Origin of the sequence: Citrobacter sp. RHBSTW-00570 (assembly GCF_013739755.1) — a bacterium.
GTDB lineage: Bacteria > Pseudomonadota > Gammaproteobacteria > Enterobacterales > Enterobacteriaceae > Citrobacter > Citrobacter braakii.
Genome location: NZ_CP056399.1, coordinates 2,098,166 through 2,113,300 on the forward strand (window position 1 = coordinate 2,098,166; position 15,135 = coordinate 2,113,300).

The 15,135-nt window shown below is 52.5% G+C and carries 15 protein-coding genes and 1 pseudogene; 6 read left to right on the forward strand and 10 right to left on the reverse strand.

The features are described 5' to 3' along the window. Positions 1-13: 13 nt before the first annotated feature. From fliI to fliF, 4 genes are read right to left on the reverse strand one after another with little or no spacing between them, the layout of a single operon-like run. The gene (gene fliI / locus HV237_RS09925) at positions 14-1,384 is read right to left on the reverse strand and encodes a flagellar protein export ATPase FliI (RefSeq protein WP_016153490.1); all 1,371 of its coding nucleotides are present in this window, start codon (positions 1,382-1,384) and stop codon (positions 14-16) included. Beyond that, complete coding sequence (fliH, locus tag HV237_RS09930; RefSeq protein WP_016153489.1) at positions 1,384-2,091, reverse strand: flagellar assembly protein FliH; 708 nt, start codon at positions 2,089-2,091, stop codon at positions 1,384-1,386. The genes fliI and fliH overlap by 1 nt, the downstream gene beginning before the upstream one ends. After that, a complete protein-coding gene (fliG, locus tag HV237_RS09935) occupies positions 2,084-3,079 on the reverse strand; it encodes a flagellar motor switch protein FliG (protein ID WP_016153488.1) in 996 nt (331 codons plus the stop codon). Before fliG ends, fliH begins: the two co-directional genes overlap by 8 nt. Further along, positions 3,072-4,754, reverse strand: a complete 1,683-nt coding sequence (gene fliF / locus HV237_RS09940; protein WP_047357996.1) for a flagellar basal-body MS-ring/collar protein FliF — start codon at positions 4,752-4,754, stop codon at positions 3,072-3,074. Before fliF ends, fliG begins: the two co-directional genes overlap by 8 nt. 216 nt (positions 4,755-4,970) lie before the next feature. Here fliF and fliE point away from each other — a divergent pair, with 216 nt between their 5' ends. Further along, positions 4,971-5,285, forward strand: coding sequence for a flagellar hook-basal body complex protein FliE (gene fliE / locus HV237_RS09945; RefSeq protein ID WP_016153486.1), 315 nt, complete (start codon positions 4,971-4,973; stop codon positions 5,283-5,285). A gap of 45 nt (positions 5,286-5,330) precedes the next feature. Here fliE and yedF read toward each other — a convergent pair whose 3' ends face one another. Further along, positions 5,331-5,564, reverse strand: a complete 234-nt coding sequence (yedF, locus tag HV237_RS09950; protein ID WP_000790504.1) for a sulfurtransferase-like selenium metabolism protein YedF — start codon at positions 5,562-5,564, stop codon at positions 5,331-5,333. Continuing rightward, positions 5,561-6,766: a selenium metabolism membrane protein YedE/FdhT gene (yedE, locus tag HV237_RS09955; protein ID WP_019077070.1), complete on the reverse strand. Its 1,206-nt coding sequence runs from the start codon at positions 6,764-6,766 to the stop codon at positions 5,561-5,563. Before yedE ends, yedF begins: the two co-directional genes overlap by 4 nt. A 185-nt stretch (positions 6,767-6,951) precedes the next feature. Between yedE and yedD the strand changes: the two genes are divergently transcribed. Beyond that, positions 6,952-7,365, forward strand: a complete 414-nt coding sequence (yedD, locus tag HV237_RS09960) for a lipoprotein YedD (protein ID WP_016153484.1) — start codon at positions 6,952-6,954, stop codon at positions 7,363-7,365. A 40-nt stretch (positions 7,366-7,405) separates the two neighbouring features. Here the strand turns inward: yedD and amyA are convergent, their stop codons facing one another. The 4 genes from amyA to fliD all read right to left on the reverse strand — a co-directional run bounded on the left by amyA (position 7,406) and on the right by fliD (position 11,168). Beyond that, positions 7,406-8,893, reverse strand: coding sequence for an alpha-amylase (gene amyA, locus HV237_RS09965; RefSeq protein ID WP_019077069.1), 1,488 nt, complete (start codon positions 8,891-8,893; stop codon positions 7,406-7,408). Positions 8,894-8,961: 68 nt separating this feature from the next. Continuing rightward, a complete protein-coding gene (fliT, locus tag HV237_RS09970) occupies positions 8,962-9,333 on the reverse strand; it encodes a flagella biosynthesis regulatory protein FliT (protein ID WP_003030458.1) in 372 nt (123 codons plus the stop codon). Next, a complete protein-coding gene (fliS, locus tag HV237_RS09975) occupies positions 9,333-9,740 on the reverse strand; it encodes a flagellar export chaperone FliS (protein ID WP_047357997.1) in 408 nt (135 codons plus the stop codon). Before fliS ends, fliT begins: the two co-directional genes overlap by 1 nt. A 15-nt stretch (positions 9,741-9,755) precedes the next feature. Next, a complete protein-coding gene (fliD, locus tag HV237_RS09980) occupies positions 9,756-11,168 on the reverse strand; it encodes a flagellar filament capping protein FliD (protein ID WP_047357998.1) in 1,413 nt (470 codons plus the stop codon). Positions 11,169-11,423: 255 nt separating this feature from the next. Between fliD and HV237_RS09985 the strand changes: the two are divergent. From HV237_RS09985 to fliA, 4 genes and pseudogenes are all read left to right on the forward strand, one after another. Beyond that, positions 11,424-12,143, forward strand: a pseudogene (locus tag HV237_RS09985) (flagellin FliC); the annotation flags it as partial. A 105-nt stretch (positions 12,144-12,248) separates the two neighbouring features. After that, positions 12,249-13,280 (forward strand): IS630-like element ISEc33 family transposase, encoded by a 1,032-nt coding sequence (locus tag HV237_RS09990; protein ID WP_046092923.1) that lies wholly within the window; start codon positions 12,249-12,251, stop codon positions 13,278-13,280. Between the two features lie 243 nt (positions 13,281-13,523). Next, positions 13,524-14,231 carry a flagellin gene (locus HV237_RS26330; RefSeq protein WP_181541810.1) on the forward strand — a complete coding sequence of 236 codons (708 nt, stop codon included), beginning with the start codon at positions 13,524-13,526 and terminating at the stop codon, positions 14,229-14,231. A gap of 162 nt (positions 14,232-14,393) precedes the next feature. Then, positions 14,394-15,113: an RNA polymerase sigma factor FliA gene (gene fliA, locus HV237_RS10000; RefSeq protein WP_016153479.1), complete on the forward strand. Its 720-nt coding sequence runs from the start codon at positions 14,394-14,396 to the stop codon at positions 15,111-15,113. Positions 15,114-15,135: the final 22 nt, after the last annotated feature.

Sequence of the window (15,135 nt, forward strand, 5' to 3'; positions counted from 1 at the left end):
CTCTCCTGCTTACTCACACACCAGGGAAAATCAGTTCTAACGCGTGCAGAGAATCTTCCCAGTCCGCCCGTTCAAAAATGCCTTGCTGTAAGAATGCCTCCAGTTGTGGCCATAGGGCGATGGCTTTATCCAGCATGGGATCGCTGCCTTTGGCATACGCCCCCACGCTGACCAGATCGCGGTTGCGCTGGAAGCTGGATAGCAGCTGTTTAAAGTTACGTACCCGCGCATAGTGTTGTTCACTAATGAGCGCGGTCATGGCGCGGCTGATCGAAGCTTCAATATCGATGGCCGGATAGTGACCCGCTTCGGCCAGATGACGGGACAGCACAATGTGGCCGTCCAGAATCGCGCGCGCGGAATCCGCAATGGGGTCCTGCTGGTCGTCACCTTCGGTCAGTACAGTGTAAAACGCGGTAACGGAACCGCCGCCGTGAATACCGTTCCCGGCGCGTTCGACCAGCGCCGGTAATTTGGCGAATACTGAGGGGGGATAACCTTTCGTTGCCGGCGGCTCTCCGATCGCCAGGGCGATTTCACGTTGCGCCATCGCGTAGCGGGTGAGGGAATCCATAATCAGCAATACGTGCTGTCCACGATCGCGAAAATCTTCGGCGATACGCGTGGCATAGGCCGCGCCTTGCATACGTAACAGCGGCGAGACATCTGCGGGAGCAGCAATCACCACCGAGCGTGCACGACCGTCGGTACCGAGAATATTTTCAATAAAATCTTTAACTTCGCGACCACGTTCGCCAATCAGACCCACGACGATAACATCGGCCTGGGTATAGCGCGCCATCATGCCGAGCAGAACGCTTTTACCGACACCGGAACCCGCGAAAAGTCCCATACGCTGACCGCGACCGACGGTTAACAACGCGTTGATGGGGCGTACGCCGGTATCCAGGACGTGTTCAATCGCGGTGCGTTGTAGCGGGTTAAACGGCGGCGTAATCAGTGCCCCGGTTTCGGTGGTATCCGGGGCGGGCAGACCGTCGAGCGGTTTTCCGCTACCGTCAAGCACACGACCCAGCAATGCAGGGCCAAGCGGTAATTGCTTCCCGCTTTGCAGGCCTTCTCCGGCAATGTTTTTTGCGTACACGCGTGCGCCGGGCAGAACGCCTTCAACCTCTTCGAGGGGCATCAGAAACAGACGCTGACCGTTAAAGCCCACGACTTCACTTTCGACCTCTTGGGTTTCGTTGCCGTCCTGGCGTTCAATAACGCAGGTGGCGCCCAGCGGCAACTGTAATCCCGTGGCCTCCAGCACCAGCCCGGTGGCGCGGGTCAGGCGACCGTAACGGCGCACCGCAGGCAGTAGCGACATTTTCTCTTCGAAGCTGTCCAGCGTGTTGAGCCAGCGAGTCAGGCGAGTGGTCATTACACGACTCCCGGCGCTGCCAGACGGCAGAGTTCTTGCCAGCGCGTGGCGACGCTGGCATCCAGATCGCCTTCATCGGCAGAGACTTTACAGCCGCCGTGATGCAGCGTCGGATCGCCGCGCAGCCGCCAGCCGTGCAGGCTGAGGGTCGCACCGAGCATCTCCTCTACACGCTGGAGATCGTCCGGATGTACGCGTAGCTGCGGTTTACCGCTAAACAGCGGTTCTTGCTGCAACAGCTGTTGGATTTGTTTAATCAGCGCAGCGTTATCCACAATAGGCGTCTGACCTATAACCTGACGCGCAGCTTCCAGCGCCATTTGCATCAGACGCGAGGCAATGACGCTGTCCAGCGCGTCCAGCGTATTCTGAAACTCGCTCACTAGTTGCTGCATGCGGGCATGGATCGGCGCATGCTGAGCGCGCGCCTGGTTCTGGCCTTGCTCCAGCCCCTGACTCAGGCCTTCCTGATAACCTTGTTCGTGGCCTTTTTGTCGACCTTCCGCCAGACCCGCGTTATAACCTTGCTCATGGGCCTGCAGTTGCAGCTGTGCGAGCTGCTGTTCAAGCTGTTGCTCTGCGGAAAGCTCTGGTTCTGCTGTTTCTTCTGACAGCGGGGTTTCGCTGTGGTCAGCCAGTACGAACTCCGCCATCGGTGGGGCGAGGTCGTCCGGGGTCCAGACTTTCCACGGCAGTTCGTTAGACATAGGTATCCTCGCCGCTGCCTATCACCATCTCGCCGGTTTCCGCCAGACGGCGCACAATAAGCAGAATGGCTTTCTGTTCGTTTTCCACCTGCGACAAACGCACCGGACCGCGGTTGGCGAGGTCGTCGCGCAGAATATCGGCAGCACGTTGCGACATGTTGCGCAGGAACTTCTCGCGCAGTGGCTGTTCGGCACCTTTCAGGGCAATCAGCAACGATTCGGAATCCACTTCCTGCAGCAGGCGCTGGATACTGCGATCGTCGACATCCACCAGGTTCTCGAACAGGAACATCTCGTCGATAATTTTCTGCGCCAGCTCGCCGTCGAATTCGCGTACGGCGGTAATAACCGCTTCTTCCTGCTGGGTTTTCATCAGGTTGATAATTTCTGCCGCCGTTCTCACGCCGCCCATTTTGCTGCGCTTGAGGTTCTGGCCATCGAGCAGGCCGTTGAGAACCTCGGTCAACTCTGCCAGCGCGGCAGGCTGTACGCCGCCAAAGGTGGCGATACGCAGCATCACGTCGTGACGTAAACGCTCGTCGAACAGCGCCAGAATATCGGCGGCCTGGCCCCGCTTGAGGTGCACCAGAATGGTGGCGATAATCTGCGGATGCTCGTCGCGGATAAGGTCGGCGGCGCTTTGCGGCTCCATAAAGTTAAGCGTTTCAATGCCGCTGGTGGTATCGCGGGTTTCCAGAATATCTTCCAGCAGACTGGAGGCACGTTCTTCGCCCAGCGCTTTCACCAGCACGGAACGCAGATATTCGTTGGCGTTGATATTCAGCGCGGCAAACTGTTCGGCTTCTTGTTCAAATTCGGCCAGCACTTCCGTCAGCTGTTTGTTGGAAATCTGGCGAACGTTGGCCATCGCCGTACTGAGCGCCTGAACTTCGCGCGTGGAAAGGTGCTTAAACACCTCCGCCGCGCGATCTTCGCCAATGGTCATCAGCAGGATGACGCTTTTATCGGTACCGGTAAGATTACTCATGATCGTTACTCATCCACTGGCGAATGACCAGCGCCACGACGCGCGGATCGTTATCTGACATTTCACGAATACGCTGACTCATGACTTCTGCTCCCAGACGCTGATTAGTACGACGCTGCTGAGTTTGTTCGTCTTTGCTGAGGCGAACTTCTACCGCTTCTTCGGTTTCCTGACGGACACGCGTTTGTTCTTGTACGGCTTTCGCTTCTTCGCTGCGACGGACCAACTGCGGACGAACGGCTTTTCGCCACAGGATCCACGCCACCAACAGAACCAGCAACCAACGACCTGCGGACATTAACTGATCAATAAAGAACGGCTGTTTCCAGAACGGTAGCTCGCCCATGGAATCGTCGGTCGCCGTGAAGGGAGAGTTCACCACGTTCAGGGTATCGCCACGCTTGTCGGAGAATCCCATCGCTTCGCGGGTCAGATCCTCAATCTGTTTCATCTGCTCGGCGGTTAACGGCAACGGTTTGCCGTCTGGTAACGTTTTGTAGTTGACCACGACAGCCACCGAGAGACGCTGCACATCGCCAACGTTCATTTTGGTATGGCGAATAGTGCGGTCAACTTCATAGTTGCTGGTTTCATTGCGCTGAGTATTGCGCGGGCCGGCATTATTACTGTTATTCGCCGTCTGTGCGTTTTGCGTATTTTGCGCGTTTTGCTGATTAGCGGGTGGGTTGGCGATTGGCGCAGTATTTGCCGGAGCGGGCTGATTTGACAACGCGCCCGGGACGCCGCCTGGTGCTCCGCTACCGACCTGCTCACTGACGTTCAACTGACGAGAACGCAGCACGGCCTGGGACTCATCACCGTTTGGACGGTACTGTTCTTCGGTTTGCTCTTTGTTGGCAAAATCCAGCTGCGCGGTAACCTGCGCATGTACGTTACCGTTGCCGACAATCGGCGACAGAATTGATTCGATACGACGCTGAACGCGGCCTTCGACGTCGCTGGCGTATTTCAGCTGCGCATCGTTAAGATCGCGGCTACTGGTATTTGACTGGGTTAACAGATGACCCGCCTGGTCGACCAGCGTAACGTTGCCCGGCGGCAAGCCTGCAACAGCGCTGGAAACCAGATGCGTGACCGCACTGATCTGACCTTCATCCAGCGCGCGACCCGGCTCCAGGTTGACGGTGACGGAGGCTGAAGGCGCTTTTTGCTCACGCACAAACAGCGACGGTTTCGGCATAGCCAGATGCACGCGGGCGCGTTTTACCGGTCCCAACGTTTCAATCGTACGGGCTAATTCACCTTCCAGCGCGCGCTGGTAGTTGACCTGCTCGCTAAACTGGCTGATACCAAACTTTTCCTGATCCAGCAGTTCAAAACCCACCGCGCCGCCTTTGGGCAGACCTTGCTGCGCCAGACGTAAACGCAGTTCGTGGACTTTATCGGCAGGAACTTCAATGGCGCCGCTTCCCTCAGTAAAACGGTAGGGAACGTTCATCTGCGTCAGTTGGGTGACGATCGCGCCACCATCCTGATCGGAAAGATTGCTGAACAGCGTGCGGTAGTCAGGCGCTTTGGCCCACAGGACCATCGCCACGATGATCGCGACGGCAGCGGCTCCCGCCACAATCAGAGGAATTCTGGGATTCGCGCGCAGGCGGTTTAACCACTCGAGAGGTTTAAGCTGGGTTGCAGTCGATGCTGTCGCACTCATCTCGCACCTCGTGGCTTATCGTGGACGGCGTTTTTTGCAAAGTGGAACAAGACTCACTCCCGGGTCAGCAAACTCGAAAAATTGACGGTCTCATTATTTGCGGTTTCGAATTTTTCTATGCGTTAAAAACCGTGGTTTTTTATCGTTATTTAACGCCTTTATCTTATTGACTAACTGGTAATCTCAACTACGTAAAAAATTATCCAGGGGATCAGAATGTCGGCAATACAGGGGATTGAAGGGGTCATCAGCCAGCTACAGACCACGGCGATGTCAGCAAAAATGCAGGATATGCAGCCACAACCGACCGTGAGCTTTGCCGGTCAACTGCATGCGGCGTTAGACAGGATCAGCGATGTACAAACCGCGTCCCGTGTGCAGGCTGAGAAATTTACCCTCGGTGAACCGGGTATTGCGCTGAACGATGTGATGACCGATATGCAAAAAGCGTCGGTATCGATGCAGATGGGGATCCAGGTGCGCAACAAACTGGTGTCGGCGTATCAGGAAGTAATGTCGATGCAGGTGTAGCAAGCCGAACATTCTCCCGCTGCGTCGGGCAACGGGAGAATCGCATTACTTCTGAATTAAATAACGAATCGTTGGACCATCCTGCTGAATATCCAGCACCGTATAGCCGTGATTACGCGCATCCAGTGGAATATTGTTGATTGACTGCGGGCAATCGCTCACCACTTCCAGAATCTCACCTTTCTTCAATTGCGGCATCGCTTCCAGTGTGGCGACAGCCGGATACGGACACGGCTCGCCGACCATATCGAGGCGATAATCAGGCACGATATTTTTCATACAGACTCCTTGGCAGGCGTCAGCCCAGCGCGACGGAAGAAGCGTTTTTCCCAGCCGATGATGAGCATCAGCGCGGTAAATAACAGCAGATAGGTTACCAGCAGGCCACCGAGCGGGCCGAAGGTGTTGAGCAGATTCACTTTGTCCCAATTGGTGGCAAGTGCAGGAGCAAAATCATCCCAGTAGTAGGCCAGAATGGTCGAGCCAATAACGTTGCCCAGACCCACCCACCAGTAATGCACCTGGCCTTCAACGGCGCGGTACATCCAGCCCGTTTCACACCCGCCCGCCAGAACAATGCCGAAGCCGAACAGCAAGCCGCCGATCACCGCATTCGGACCTGCCCACATGATTTTAGGCTCGACGCCCAGTTGCACGTAGCTAAAGATACCAATGGCGCTGACCGCCATCCCGAAGATGATCGCTTTCGCCATATGGGTGCGACCGGAAATCCACAGGTCGCGGAAGGCGGAGGTGAAGCAGATTTGCGCCCGTTCAATCAGCAGCCCGAACCCGACGCCGAACAGCATGGCCAAACCAAGTTTGGGCTTATCCATCGCAGTGAGGAGCGCCCAGCCGATCATGGCGATAAACACCAGCATGCCGAGGCGGAAACGGCGACGGGCCTGATCCGGCTTTTGCGTTAACGGAGAAGCGGCGGAGACTTTCTGCATTTTAACCGGAATACGAAACATCGGCAGCAGGGTAAAGCGTGCGCCAAACCATGAGCCAATAGCCGTTGCCAGGGCGAAAAACCAGGCGTGTAGCGAGAACTGTGGAATACCGGTGAAGAATGCGGCCAGGTTACAGCCCATTGCCAGCCGGGCGCCGAATCCGGCAATCATTCCGCCGACTATCGCCTGCATAATGCGCACCCGACTGCGCGGCATGCGTAATTTGACGTTGTTTGCCCACAATGCGGCAGCAAAACAGCCCCCGAACATACCGAGGATCATCATGCCGTCAATGCGGGTCAGGGGTGAGCCTTCGAGATGGATCAGCTTGTAGTATCCCCATTCTTCGGCGTGAACGCCGAACAGTTGCAGGATTTGACCACCCCAGCGAGTGAATTCGCCGGTAACGGCCCAGAAGGTTCCCGTAATGCCGAAATAGTAGGTAGAGAGAATACCCGCTGCGATGACCGCAGGGGCGGGGGCCCAAAATTTAATTAACCAGGCCTGTTTGAAGTGTTGCCATGACATGCGTTGTGCCTCTGAACTCAGAAGGTATGTAACAAGAAGTGTGGATACTACACCGATCAGAATTTTTGACTATGAGTAATAAGAGGTAACACCGTCTGGATCAATCTTTCTCGACACTGCCGAAAGGCTGGCGACATCAGGCCTTTAATGCCACAATCCCATTTTCTTCGCATGCAGGATGAATGATGAAAAAATTAGCAATCGTTGCTGTATTTCTGGCGCTTACCGGATGCGCCGAAGTAGAAAATTATAACGACGTGGTGAAAACGCCAGCGCCAGCCGGTCTGGAAGGATACTGGCAGTCAAAAGGTCCGCAACGCAGTCTGGTGAGCCCGGAAGCGATTGCCAGCCTGGTGGTAACAAAAGAGGGCGACACGCTGGATTGTCGCCAGTGGCAGCGAGTGATCGCGCTGCCGGGGAAACTGACGATGATCTCTGGCGATCTCACCAACGTGACGGTGAAACGCGAGCTGTATGAGATTGAGCGGGAAGGCAATACGCTGGAATATGACGGTATGACGCTGCAGCGGGTCGACCGCCCGACGCAGGAATGTGCTGACGCGTTAAAGAAAACGCCGCTGGCCACGCCACTGCCATAAGCTATACGCCCCGGTAGCCAACGGCCACCGGGGTTGAGCTTTATAACACGTCTTCAATCACCCACACGCTGACGCTACCGCCGTTGCAATAAAACGTCGCTTCACCGTTTTCATCGGTGACCACGCTTTCTTCGCGATTTCCCAGATAGTCGCGCCAGGTTTTATTCCCGTAATTCGCACCGAGATTGATGGTCTTTTCCCCGTCATCGCCGTTAGACAGAACAACCACACAGCCGGGATCGTCGTCCGTTCCGCTGCGGCTAAAAGCGATACAGTTAGGGTGATCGAAAAAGAGCGTCTGTACCCCGTGTGCGAAGCGCTGGCGCGCGAGGATCAGTTCATCAAGCTGTTCAATGATCGGCATGTCGATAGGATAGGTTTCGCCATCGCCGCCGGTGTCTTCGTAATGCGCTCCGTAGAGGTCAGGATAAAACACTGACGGCACGCCGTTTTCGCGCAACAGGATCAGCGCATAGGCCAGCGGCTTAAACCACGGTTCGACAGGGGCTTCCAGCGCCTGCAAGGGCTGAGTGTCGTGATTGGCCACCAGGGTGACGGCATGAAACGGATCGGCTTCCACCAGGGTGTCGGTGAAAATCTGACTCATGTCGTAATCGCGTCCCTGACGAGAGGCTTCGTGGAATTTCATCTGTAAAGGGGCGTCGAATAACATGGTTTTCCCCTCCACCTGATTAATGTAGGTTTGCAGCTTGTCGACTTCATGCGACCAGTATTCCGCGACGATAAACAGCGGCTTGGGGGCGACTTCCTGCACATGCTCAATCCACTCTTTATAAAACCATGCCGGAATATGTTTCACGGCATCTAAACGAAAGCCGTCACACTGGGTTTGCTCCATCACCCAACGCGCCCAGTATTTGATCTCCTCAGTTACGGCGTGATTGCGAAAATCGATGTTTTCGCCCATCAGATAATCAAAATTACCCAACTCATCATCAACCTGATCGTTCCAGCCTTCGCCGGTGTAGTCGTTCACGATTTTAAAAATGCCGTCTTCGGTTGGGTTTTCGATATGGTCAATACCGCTGAAGCATTTAAAGTCCCAAATGAATTGCGAGTACTGGCCTGCGCGGGCAGGGAAGGTGTAGCGCGTCCAGCCTTCGCATTCGACGATCTCATCGTCTATTTGCGTGCGATCCTCGGCGTTAACGCGCTGCACACGAATATTCTCTTTTTCATCTGCGCCCATCTTGTGGTTAACCACCACGTCGAGCAGTACGGCAATATCATTGTGTTTTAGCGCGTCTATCGCCGCCAGCAGCTGGTTTTTATCGCCATATTTGGTAGCGATGGTTCCCTTTTGGTCGAATTCCCCCAGATCAAACAGATCGTAGGAGTCGTAGCCAACGGAATAGCCGCCGGATGCGCCTTTATAAGCGGGAGGTAACCACACCATATTGATGCCGATGTCATTGAGTCCACCTGCGCGTTCGGCAAGTTCGGGCCAGAGTTGACCGCCCTCGGGGTAATACCAGTGAAAATACTGCAATAACGTGGGATTTTTCATCTTCCGTGCTCCAGAAGTCGTTTGGCCGACCTCTGGAGTATGGAAGATTATTCAGACGAGACGGGAAATTATTGTGGTGCAGTGGGGGCGTCGGGAACTAACAGCATGCCGGAAAGACGGCCATAAGCGTTATTTAGCGTCTTTTGGCGCGTCGACTGACCGATGAGATTGCTGAGTTCATCCAGACGCTGCTGCAACAATGTTTTGAGCAGTTGTTCGTTATCCAGCGTCTGTTTAATGTACCCGGCCACTAAATCCTGAATACTTCGCGTAATGCCTGGTGGAGTTTGCTCTTCCATGACCACTTCAATACTTTGCAGATAGGTAACTTCCTGTTCCAGTAAAAGGTCCCATTCACCGCGCTGCGCCAGTTCCAGCAGTGAGTGACTGAGCAGCGCGATGCGCTGCCAACGGTTGATAAACTCCACGGCTGAGGTCATTAACGAGACTCCTGGGAAGATGCTTTCGGTGAGATCTGTTTCCAGGCATCTGCAATGTTGCCGAGTAACCCTTCGACTTCTTCAATGGCCTGACAATCATTACGCAAGTTAGCTTGCAGTAAACGGCGAATCATATAGTCGTACAGTGAAGACAGACTGGTGGCGATTTCGCCGCCATTCTCTTGATCAAGTCCTGCCTTCAGGCCATTGTCGATAATATTAATGGCTTTACTTAACGCTTCACCTTTAGCGACAATATCACCCTGTTGCATAAACAGGCGAGCGCGCACCAGGGCGCTGTTCGCGCCGTCAAATAACATTTCAATCAGCTGATGCGGATTTGCGCTCATTACGCCACTCTCTATGCCGACCTGTGCATAGGCTTTGGTACCGCTCGCGGTATACATGCTTACCTCGTGTTATCAGGATTTATTCATCGCCGTAAATTGCTGACTCAGATAAGTACTGGTGTTGTTGAGCTTGCTCATCATGGTGTCTAACTGCGTAAACTGTGCCGTGTAACGCGCTACCGTGTCATCAATGCTAGCGCTGACCGACAGATACTGTTTGGTCAGTTTTTTCAGCGTTGAGTTAATGCTGTCTTGCGCGCTGTCGATAATACCGTCGTCTGCTAAATAGCTTTTTACTTCGGTGGCAATTTTGGTGGTAATACCGGTTTCTTTGGCGTCGCCGACCAGCAATTCACGCACGGATGCTGTATTTTCGTTCAGGACTTTTTTCAGCTTATCATCGTCAATTTTCAGCTTGCCGGTTGCGCCGTCCTGCTTAATACCAATTTCATTTAATGTCTTAAAAGCGCCATCACTGGCACCGTTGGCAAATTGTGCACGAATTCCACTTTGGATGGTACGAACAACGCTGTCACCCAGCAGCGCTCCGTTATTTTTGTCTTGCGCTTCAGCACCCGGATCAACTTCTTTATATTTGGTCAGCGTGTTAAAGGTATCAATAAGGGAGTTATATGAATCCACCCAACCTTTAATGGCTTCGGTTGCTTTGTCGTTATTCTTTGTCACCGTAACGCGAACGTCAGTGACTTTTTTGGTCAGATCAAGCACCACACCCTGAGGGGCATCGGTAATTTTATTACTGGAGCGTTCAATATCGATACCGTTCACGGTTAACAGCGCATTCTGTGCGTTAACCTGTTCCTTCATATTCCCGGTACCGGTTTTGCTGTCATAAGCCAAAAGATCATTGAGTTTGCTGTCTCCCTCAACGGAGATAGTCATTTTATTGGCTTCGCCTTCACTGGCGGTCAGTACCAATTGATAGTCGCCGTCTTTGACTTTGACGATACTGGCTGAAATTCCGCTATCAGCATCGTTTATCGCTTTGCTGATCTCATCCAGTGAGGTCTGATCTTTATTAAGCTTAATTTCCAGCGGCTCTTTACGGCCATCCTGCGTAATTTTTATGGTGCGTGTTTCTGCTGAAGTATCACCCAGCGCGTCTTTTGTTGATGCAATTGTTGTCGTTGAGTTAGTTCTTAAAGATTGCGCTTGTGCCAGTTGGGTGACGCTAATTGTATAGATACCCGGTGCCGCCCCAGCTTCGGTGGTGACTTTCAGGTCTTCATTACTGCTGGTAACGGTCGTGCTTTTGAATATGTCAGCTTTATTCAACGCAGTGTTTGCCGTCTGGAATTTTTCCAGTGCGCTCTTTAATGTGCCGTACGCTGTCAGACGTGCTGTATTGTCGCTTTGCTGCTGCGTGATCGGGTTTAAGCGTTTTTTTTCAGCGATGGTCAGATTGTTTAGCAAGGTATCCAGCGGCAGGTTTGAACCGACGCCGAGAGATGTAAATGAAGCCATGCCTAATTCCTTTTGATTGCAAACAGTAGTTAAGCGGGTTATCGGCAATCTGCGCACAAAGTTTAATGATAGTTTTGCAAAAATAATGCGCAGAATAGTGGGGCATATTGCGGGTATTTCTGGGGCTAAGAAAAAAGAGGGCGGAAAGTAAAAATTTTCTAAAGTTCGAAATTAAGGTGCCGATACATGGGTTACGGTGAGAAACCGTGGGCAACAGCCCAATAACATCAAGTTGTAATTGATAAGGAAAAGATCATGGCACAAGTCATCAATACAAACAGCCTGTCGCTGTTGACCCAGAACAACCTGAACAAATCTCAGTCTTCCCTGAGCTCCGCTATCGAGCGTCTGTCTTCTGGCCTGCGTATCAACAGCGCCAAAGACGATGCTGCTGGTCAGGCGATTGCAAACCGTTTCACTGCCAACGTTAAAGGCCTGACCCAGGCTTCCCGTAACGCCAACGACGGTATCTCCATCGCGCAGACCACTGAAGGTGCACTGTCCGAAATCAACAACAACCTGCAGCGTGTGCGTGAACTGTCCGTTCAGGCAACCAACGGTACTAACTCCCAGTCTGACCTGGATTCCATCCAGAACGAAATCACCCAGCGTCTGAGCGAAATTGACCGTGTTTCCGGTCAGACTCAGTTTAACGGCGTGAAAGTACTGGCGTCCGACAGCTCCATGAAAATTCAGGTTGGCGCGAACGACGGCGAAACCATCACCATCGATCTGAAAGAAATTACTTCTTCTACCCTGGGACTTACTGGTTTTAATGTGAATGGTAAGGGAGGGGTAGCTAACTCAGTTGCGACTGATAAAGATTTACTTGCAGCTGGTTTTAAATTTGATGCTACCGCCAAAACTTATACTGGGGAAGCTGGATATAGTAAAGCAACAGCATCCGATGTACTGTCAAGTCTGGCGGATACTAATGTTGTCAAAGCAACGGTAAACAATGGTTTTGGTACCGCTACTAAATAGCTGCGCGGAATAGTAGATCACTGAAAGGGAACTCAGCCCGGATTGTGCGATCTGATCAATCGCCAAACCAACCAAAACCACCAACCGGACTGAGCGATGCCGATCATAGCACCAATACCCCGTGGCGAACGACGCCTGATGCAGAAAGCTATTCATAAAACGCGCGATAAAAATCATGCCCGCAGACTCACGGCCATGCTGATGCTTCATCGGGGTGAACGGGTCAGCGATGTTGCCAGAACTCTCTGTTGTGCCCGTTCATCCGTTGGTCGCTGGATTAACTGGTTTACGCACTCAGGTATTGAAGGCCTGAAATCCTTACCCGCAGGGCGCTCCCGACGCTGGCCTTTTGAACATATCTGCACCCTGTTACGTGAGCTGATAAAGCATTCTCCCGGCGATTTTGGTTATCAACGTTCACGCTGGAGCACCGAATTACTGGCAATAAAAATCAATGAGATAACCGGTTGCCAGTTACATGCAGGAACCGTTCGCCGCTGGTTGCCATCTGCGGGGCTTGTATGGCGCAGGGCCGCGCCAACTCTGCGTATCCGTGACCCACATAAAGATGAAAAGATGGCGGTAATCCACAAAGCGCTGGATGAATGCAGCGCAGAGCATCCGGTATTTTATGAAGATGAAGTGGATATCCACCTTAATCCTAAAATCGGTGCGGACTGGCAGTTGCGCGGACAGCAGAAACGGGTAGTGACGCCGGGGCAGAACGAAAAATACTATCTGGCCGGCGCACTGCACAGTGGCACGGGTAAAGTCAGCTACGTGGGCGGCAACAGCAAAAGTTCAGCGCTGTTTATCGCTCTGCTGAAGCACCTGAAAGCCACTTACCGGCGGGCGAAAACAATCACGCTGATCGTTGATAACTACATTATCCATAAAAGCCGCGAAACACAGCGCTGGTTGAAAGCAAATCCCAAGTTCAGGGTAATTTACCAGCCGGTTTACTCGCCGTGGGTGAATCATGTGGAACGGCTATGGCAGGCACTTCATGACACGATAACCCGTAATCATCAGTGCCGCTCAATGTGGCAGTTACTGAAAAAGGTCCGCCATTTTATGGAAACCGCCAGCCCATTCCCCGGAGGAAAACATGGTCAGGCAAAAGTGTAGCGGTATTAGGCGCAGCTATTTAGTACCGATTATACCTTCAACAAGGCAAGTAATACATACACCTTTGATGCAACAGCAGCAGGCGTAAGCGATGTTCAGGGTTATTTAACCCCTAAAACTGGTGATAGCGTAAAAGCTACTATCGACATCAATGGTAAAAAACTTGATGTATCGATTGCCAAAGATGGTTCAATCACTTCAGCAGCAGATAATAGCGAGTTATTCCTTGATTCCAGTGGTAACTTGACTCAAACAGGAGCAGGCACTCTAAAACCAGCCTCGCTGGAAAATTTAGCACTTAATAATGATGGCACAGCTAAAGTTGATGCAAAAATTACATTTGCTGATAACAAAACTGAAATAAATATTGCTGGTAGTATGAACACAACTGCAGGCGCTGTTAGCATCAAAAATGCCGAAATCAGTGCGGAAAGTTTGAAAGGAGCTATTGGAAAAACAGATTTTGAAGCCGGCGGTTATACTGTTACTGCAGGAGTTGTTGAAAATGCGGCAAATGAACAAATTTACCTTAACGATAAGGGTGCTTTAGTTAACTCTAATGAAGCGGTTTATCACGTACAAGCCGATGGCGCTATCACCAATGGATCTGGTAAATTAGCATACAAAGATGCTAATGGTAAAATTACTGCTGAAGCTCAAACAGCAACTGATAAAACTACCGACCCTCTGAAAGCTCTGGACAAAGCGTTGGCACAGGTTGATGCCCTGCGCTCTGACCTGGGTGCGGTGCAGAACCGTTTCGATTCTACCATCACTAACCTGGGCAACACAGTCAACAACCTGTCTTCTGCACGTAGCCGTATCGAAGATGCTGATTACGCGACCGAAGTGTCTAACATGTCTCGTGCTCAGATCCTGCAACAGGCGGGTACTTCTGTTCTGGCACAAGCTAACCAGACCACGCAGAACGTTCTGTCTCTGCTGCGTTAATTTACACTTATCGCGCAAACCCCGCTCTGGCGGGGTTTTTTACATTCAGCTTTACCCGTAACCCCCAAATAACCCCTCATTTCACCCACTATTCACCCGATTAAAACCCCTGCAGAAACGGATAATCATGCCGATAACTCATTTAACGCAGGGCTGTTTATCGTGAATTCACTGTATACCGCTGAAGGTGTAATGGATAAACACTCGCTGTGGCAGCGTTATGTACCGTTGGTGCGTCACGAAGCATTGCGCCTTCAGGTGCGTTTGCCGGCGAGCGTAGAACTGGATGACCTGCTACAAGCGGGCGGCATCGGGTTATTGAATGCAGTCGACCGATATGACGCTTTGCAAGGAACGGCATTTACCACTTACGCAGTGCAGCGTATTCGTGGAGCGATGCTGGACGAACTACGTAGCCGGGATTGGGTGCCGCGTAGCGTTCGGCGCAATGCTCGCGAAGTGGCACAGGCGATGGGGCAACTGGAGCAGGAATTAGGGCGTAACGCGACGGAAACCGAAGTGGCGGAGCGTCTGGCTATTCCTGTGCAAGAGTATCGTCAGATGTTGCTTGATACCAATAATAGCCAACTCTTCTCCTACGACGAGTGGCGGGAAGAGCATGGCGATAGTATTGAGCTGGTGACGGAAGAACATCAGCAGGAAAACCCGTTACAGCAGCTACTTGAGGGTAACCTCCGCCAGCGCGTGATGGACGCGATCGAAGCGTTGCCGGAACGCGAAAAGCTGGTGTTAACGCTGTACTACCAGGAAGAGCTGAATCTGAAAGAGATTGGCGCGGTACTGGAAGTGGGGGAGTCACGGGTTAGCCAGTTGCACAGTCAGGCCATCAAACGTCTACGCACCAAGCTGGGTAAGCTATAGGGGTACACCATTACCCCTGAAC

Bases quoted from the DNA above. Each gene is read 5' to 3' on its own strand.
- fliI (WP_016153490.1), bottom strand. From the start codon at position 1,384: ATGACCACTCGCCTGACTCGCTGGCTCAACACGCTGGACAGCTTCGAA.
- fliH (WP_016153489.1), bottom strand. From the start codon at position 2,091: ATGTCTAACGAACTGCCGTGGAAAGTCTGGACCCCGGACGACCTCGCC.
- yedE (WP_019077070.1), bottom strand. From the start codon at position 6,766: ATGTCATGGCAACACTTCAAACAGGCCTGGTTAATTAAATTTTGGGCC.
- fliE (WP_016153486.1), top strand. From the start codon at position 4,971: ATGTCGGCAATACAGGGGATTGAAGGGGTCATCAGCCAGCTACAGACC.
- HV237_RS09990 (WP_046092923.1), top strand. From the start codon at position 12,249: ATGCCGATCATAGCACCAATACCCCGTGGCGAACGACGCCTGATGCAG.
- fliF (WP_047357996.1), bottom strand. From the start codon at position 4,754: ATGAGTGCGACAGCATCGACTGCAACCCAGCTTAAACCTCTCGAGTGG.
- fliS (WP_047357997.1), bottom strand. From the start codon at position 9,740: ATGTATACCGCGAGCGGTACCAAAGCCTATGCACAGGTCGGCATAGAG.
- yedF (WP_000790504.1), bottom strand. From the start codon at position 5,564: ATGAAAAATATCGTGCCTGATTATCGCCTCGATATGGTCGGCGAGCCG.
- fliG (WP_016153488.1), bottom strand. From the start codon at position 3,079: ATGAGTAATCTTACCGGTACCGATAAAAGCGTCATCCTGCTGATGACC.
- amyA (WP_019077069.1), bottom strand. From the start codon at position 8,893: ATGAAAAATCCCACGTTATTGCAGTATTTTCACTGGTATTACCCCGAG.
- yedD (WP_016153484.1), top strand. From the start codon at position 6,952: ATGAAAAAATTAGCAATCGTTGCTGTATTTCTGGCGCTTACCGGATGC.
- fliD (WP_047357998.1), bottom strand. From the start codon at position 11,168: ATGGCTTCATTTACATCTCTCGGCGTCGGTTCAAACCTGCCGCTGGAT.
- fliT (WP_003030458.1), bottom strand. From the start codon at position 9,333: ATGACCTCAGCCGTGGAGTTTATCAACCGTTGGCAGCGCATCGCGCTG.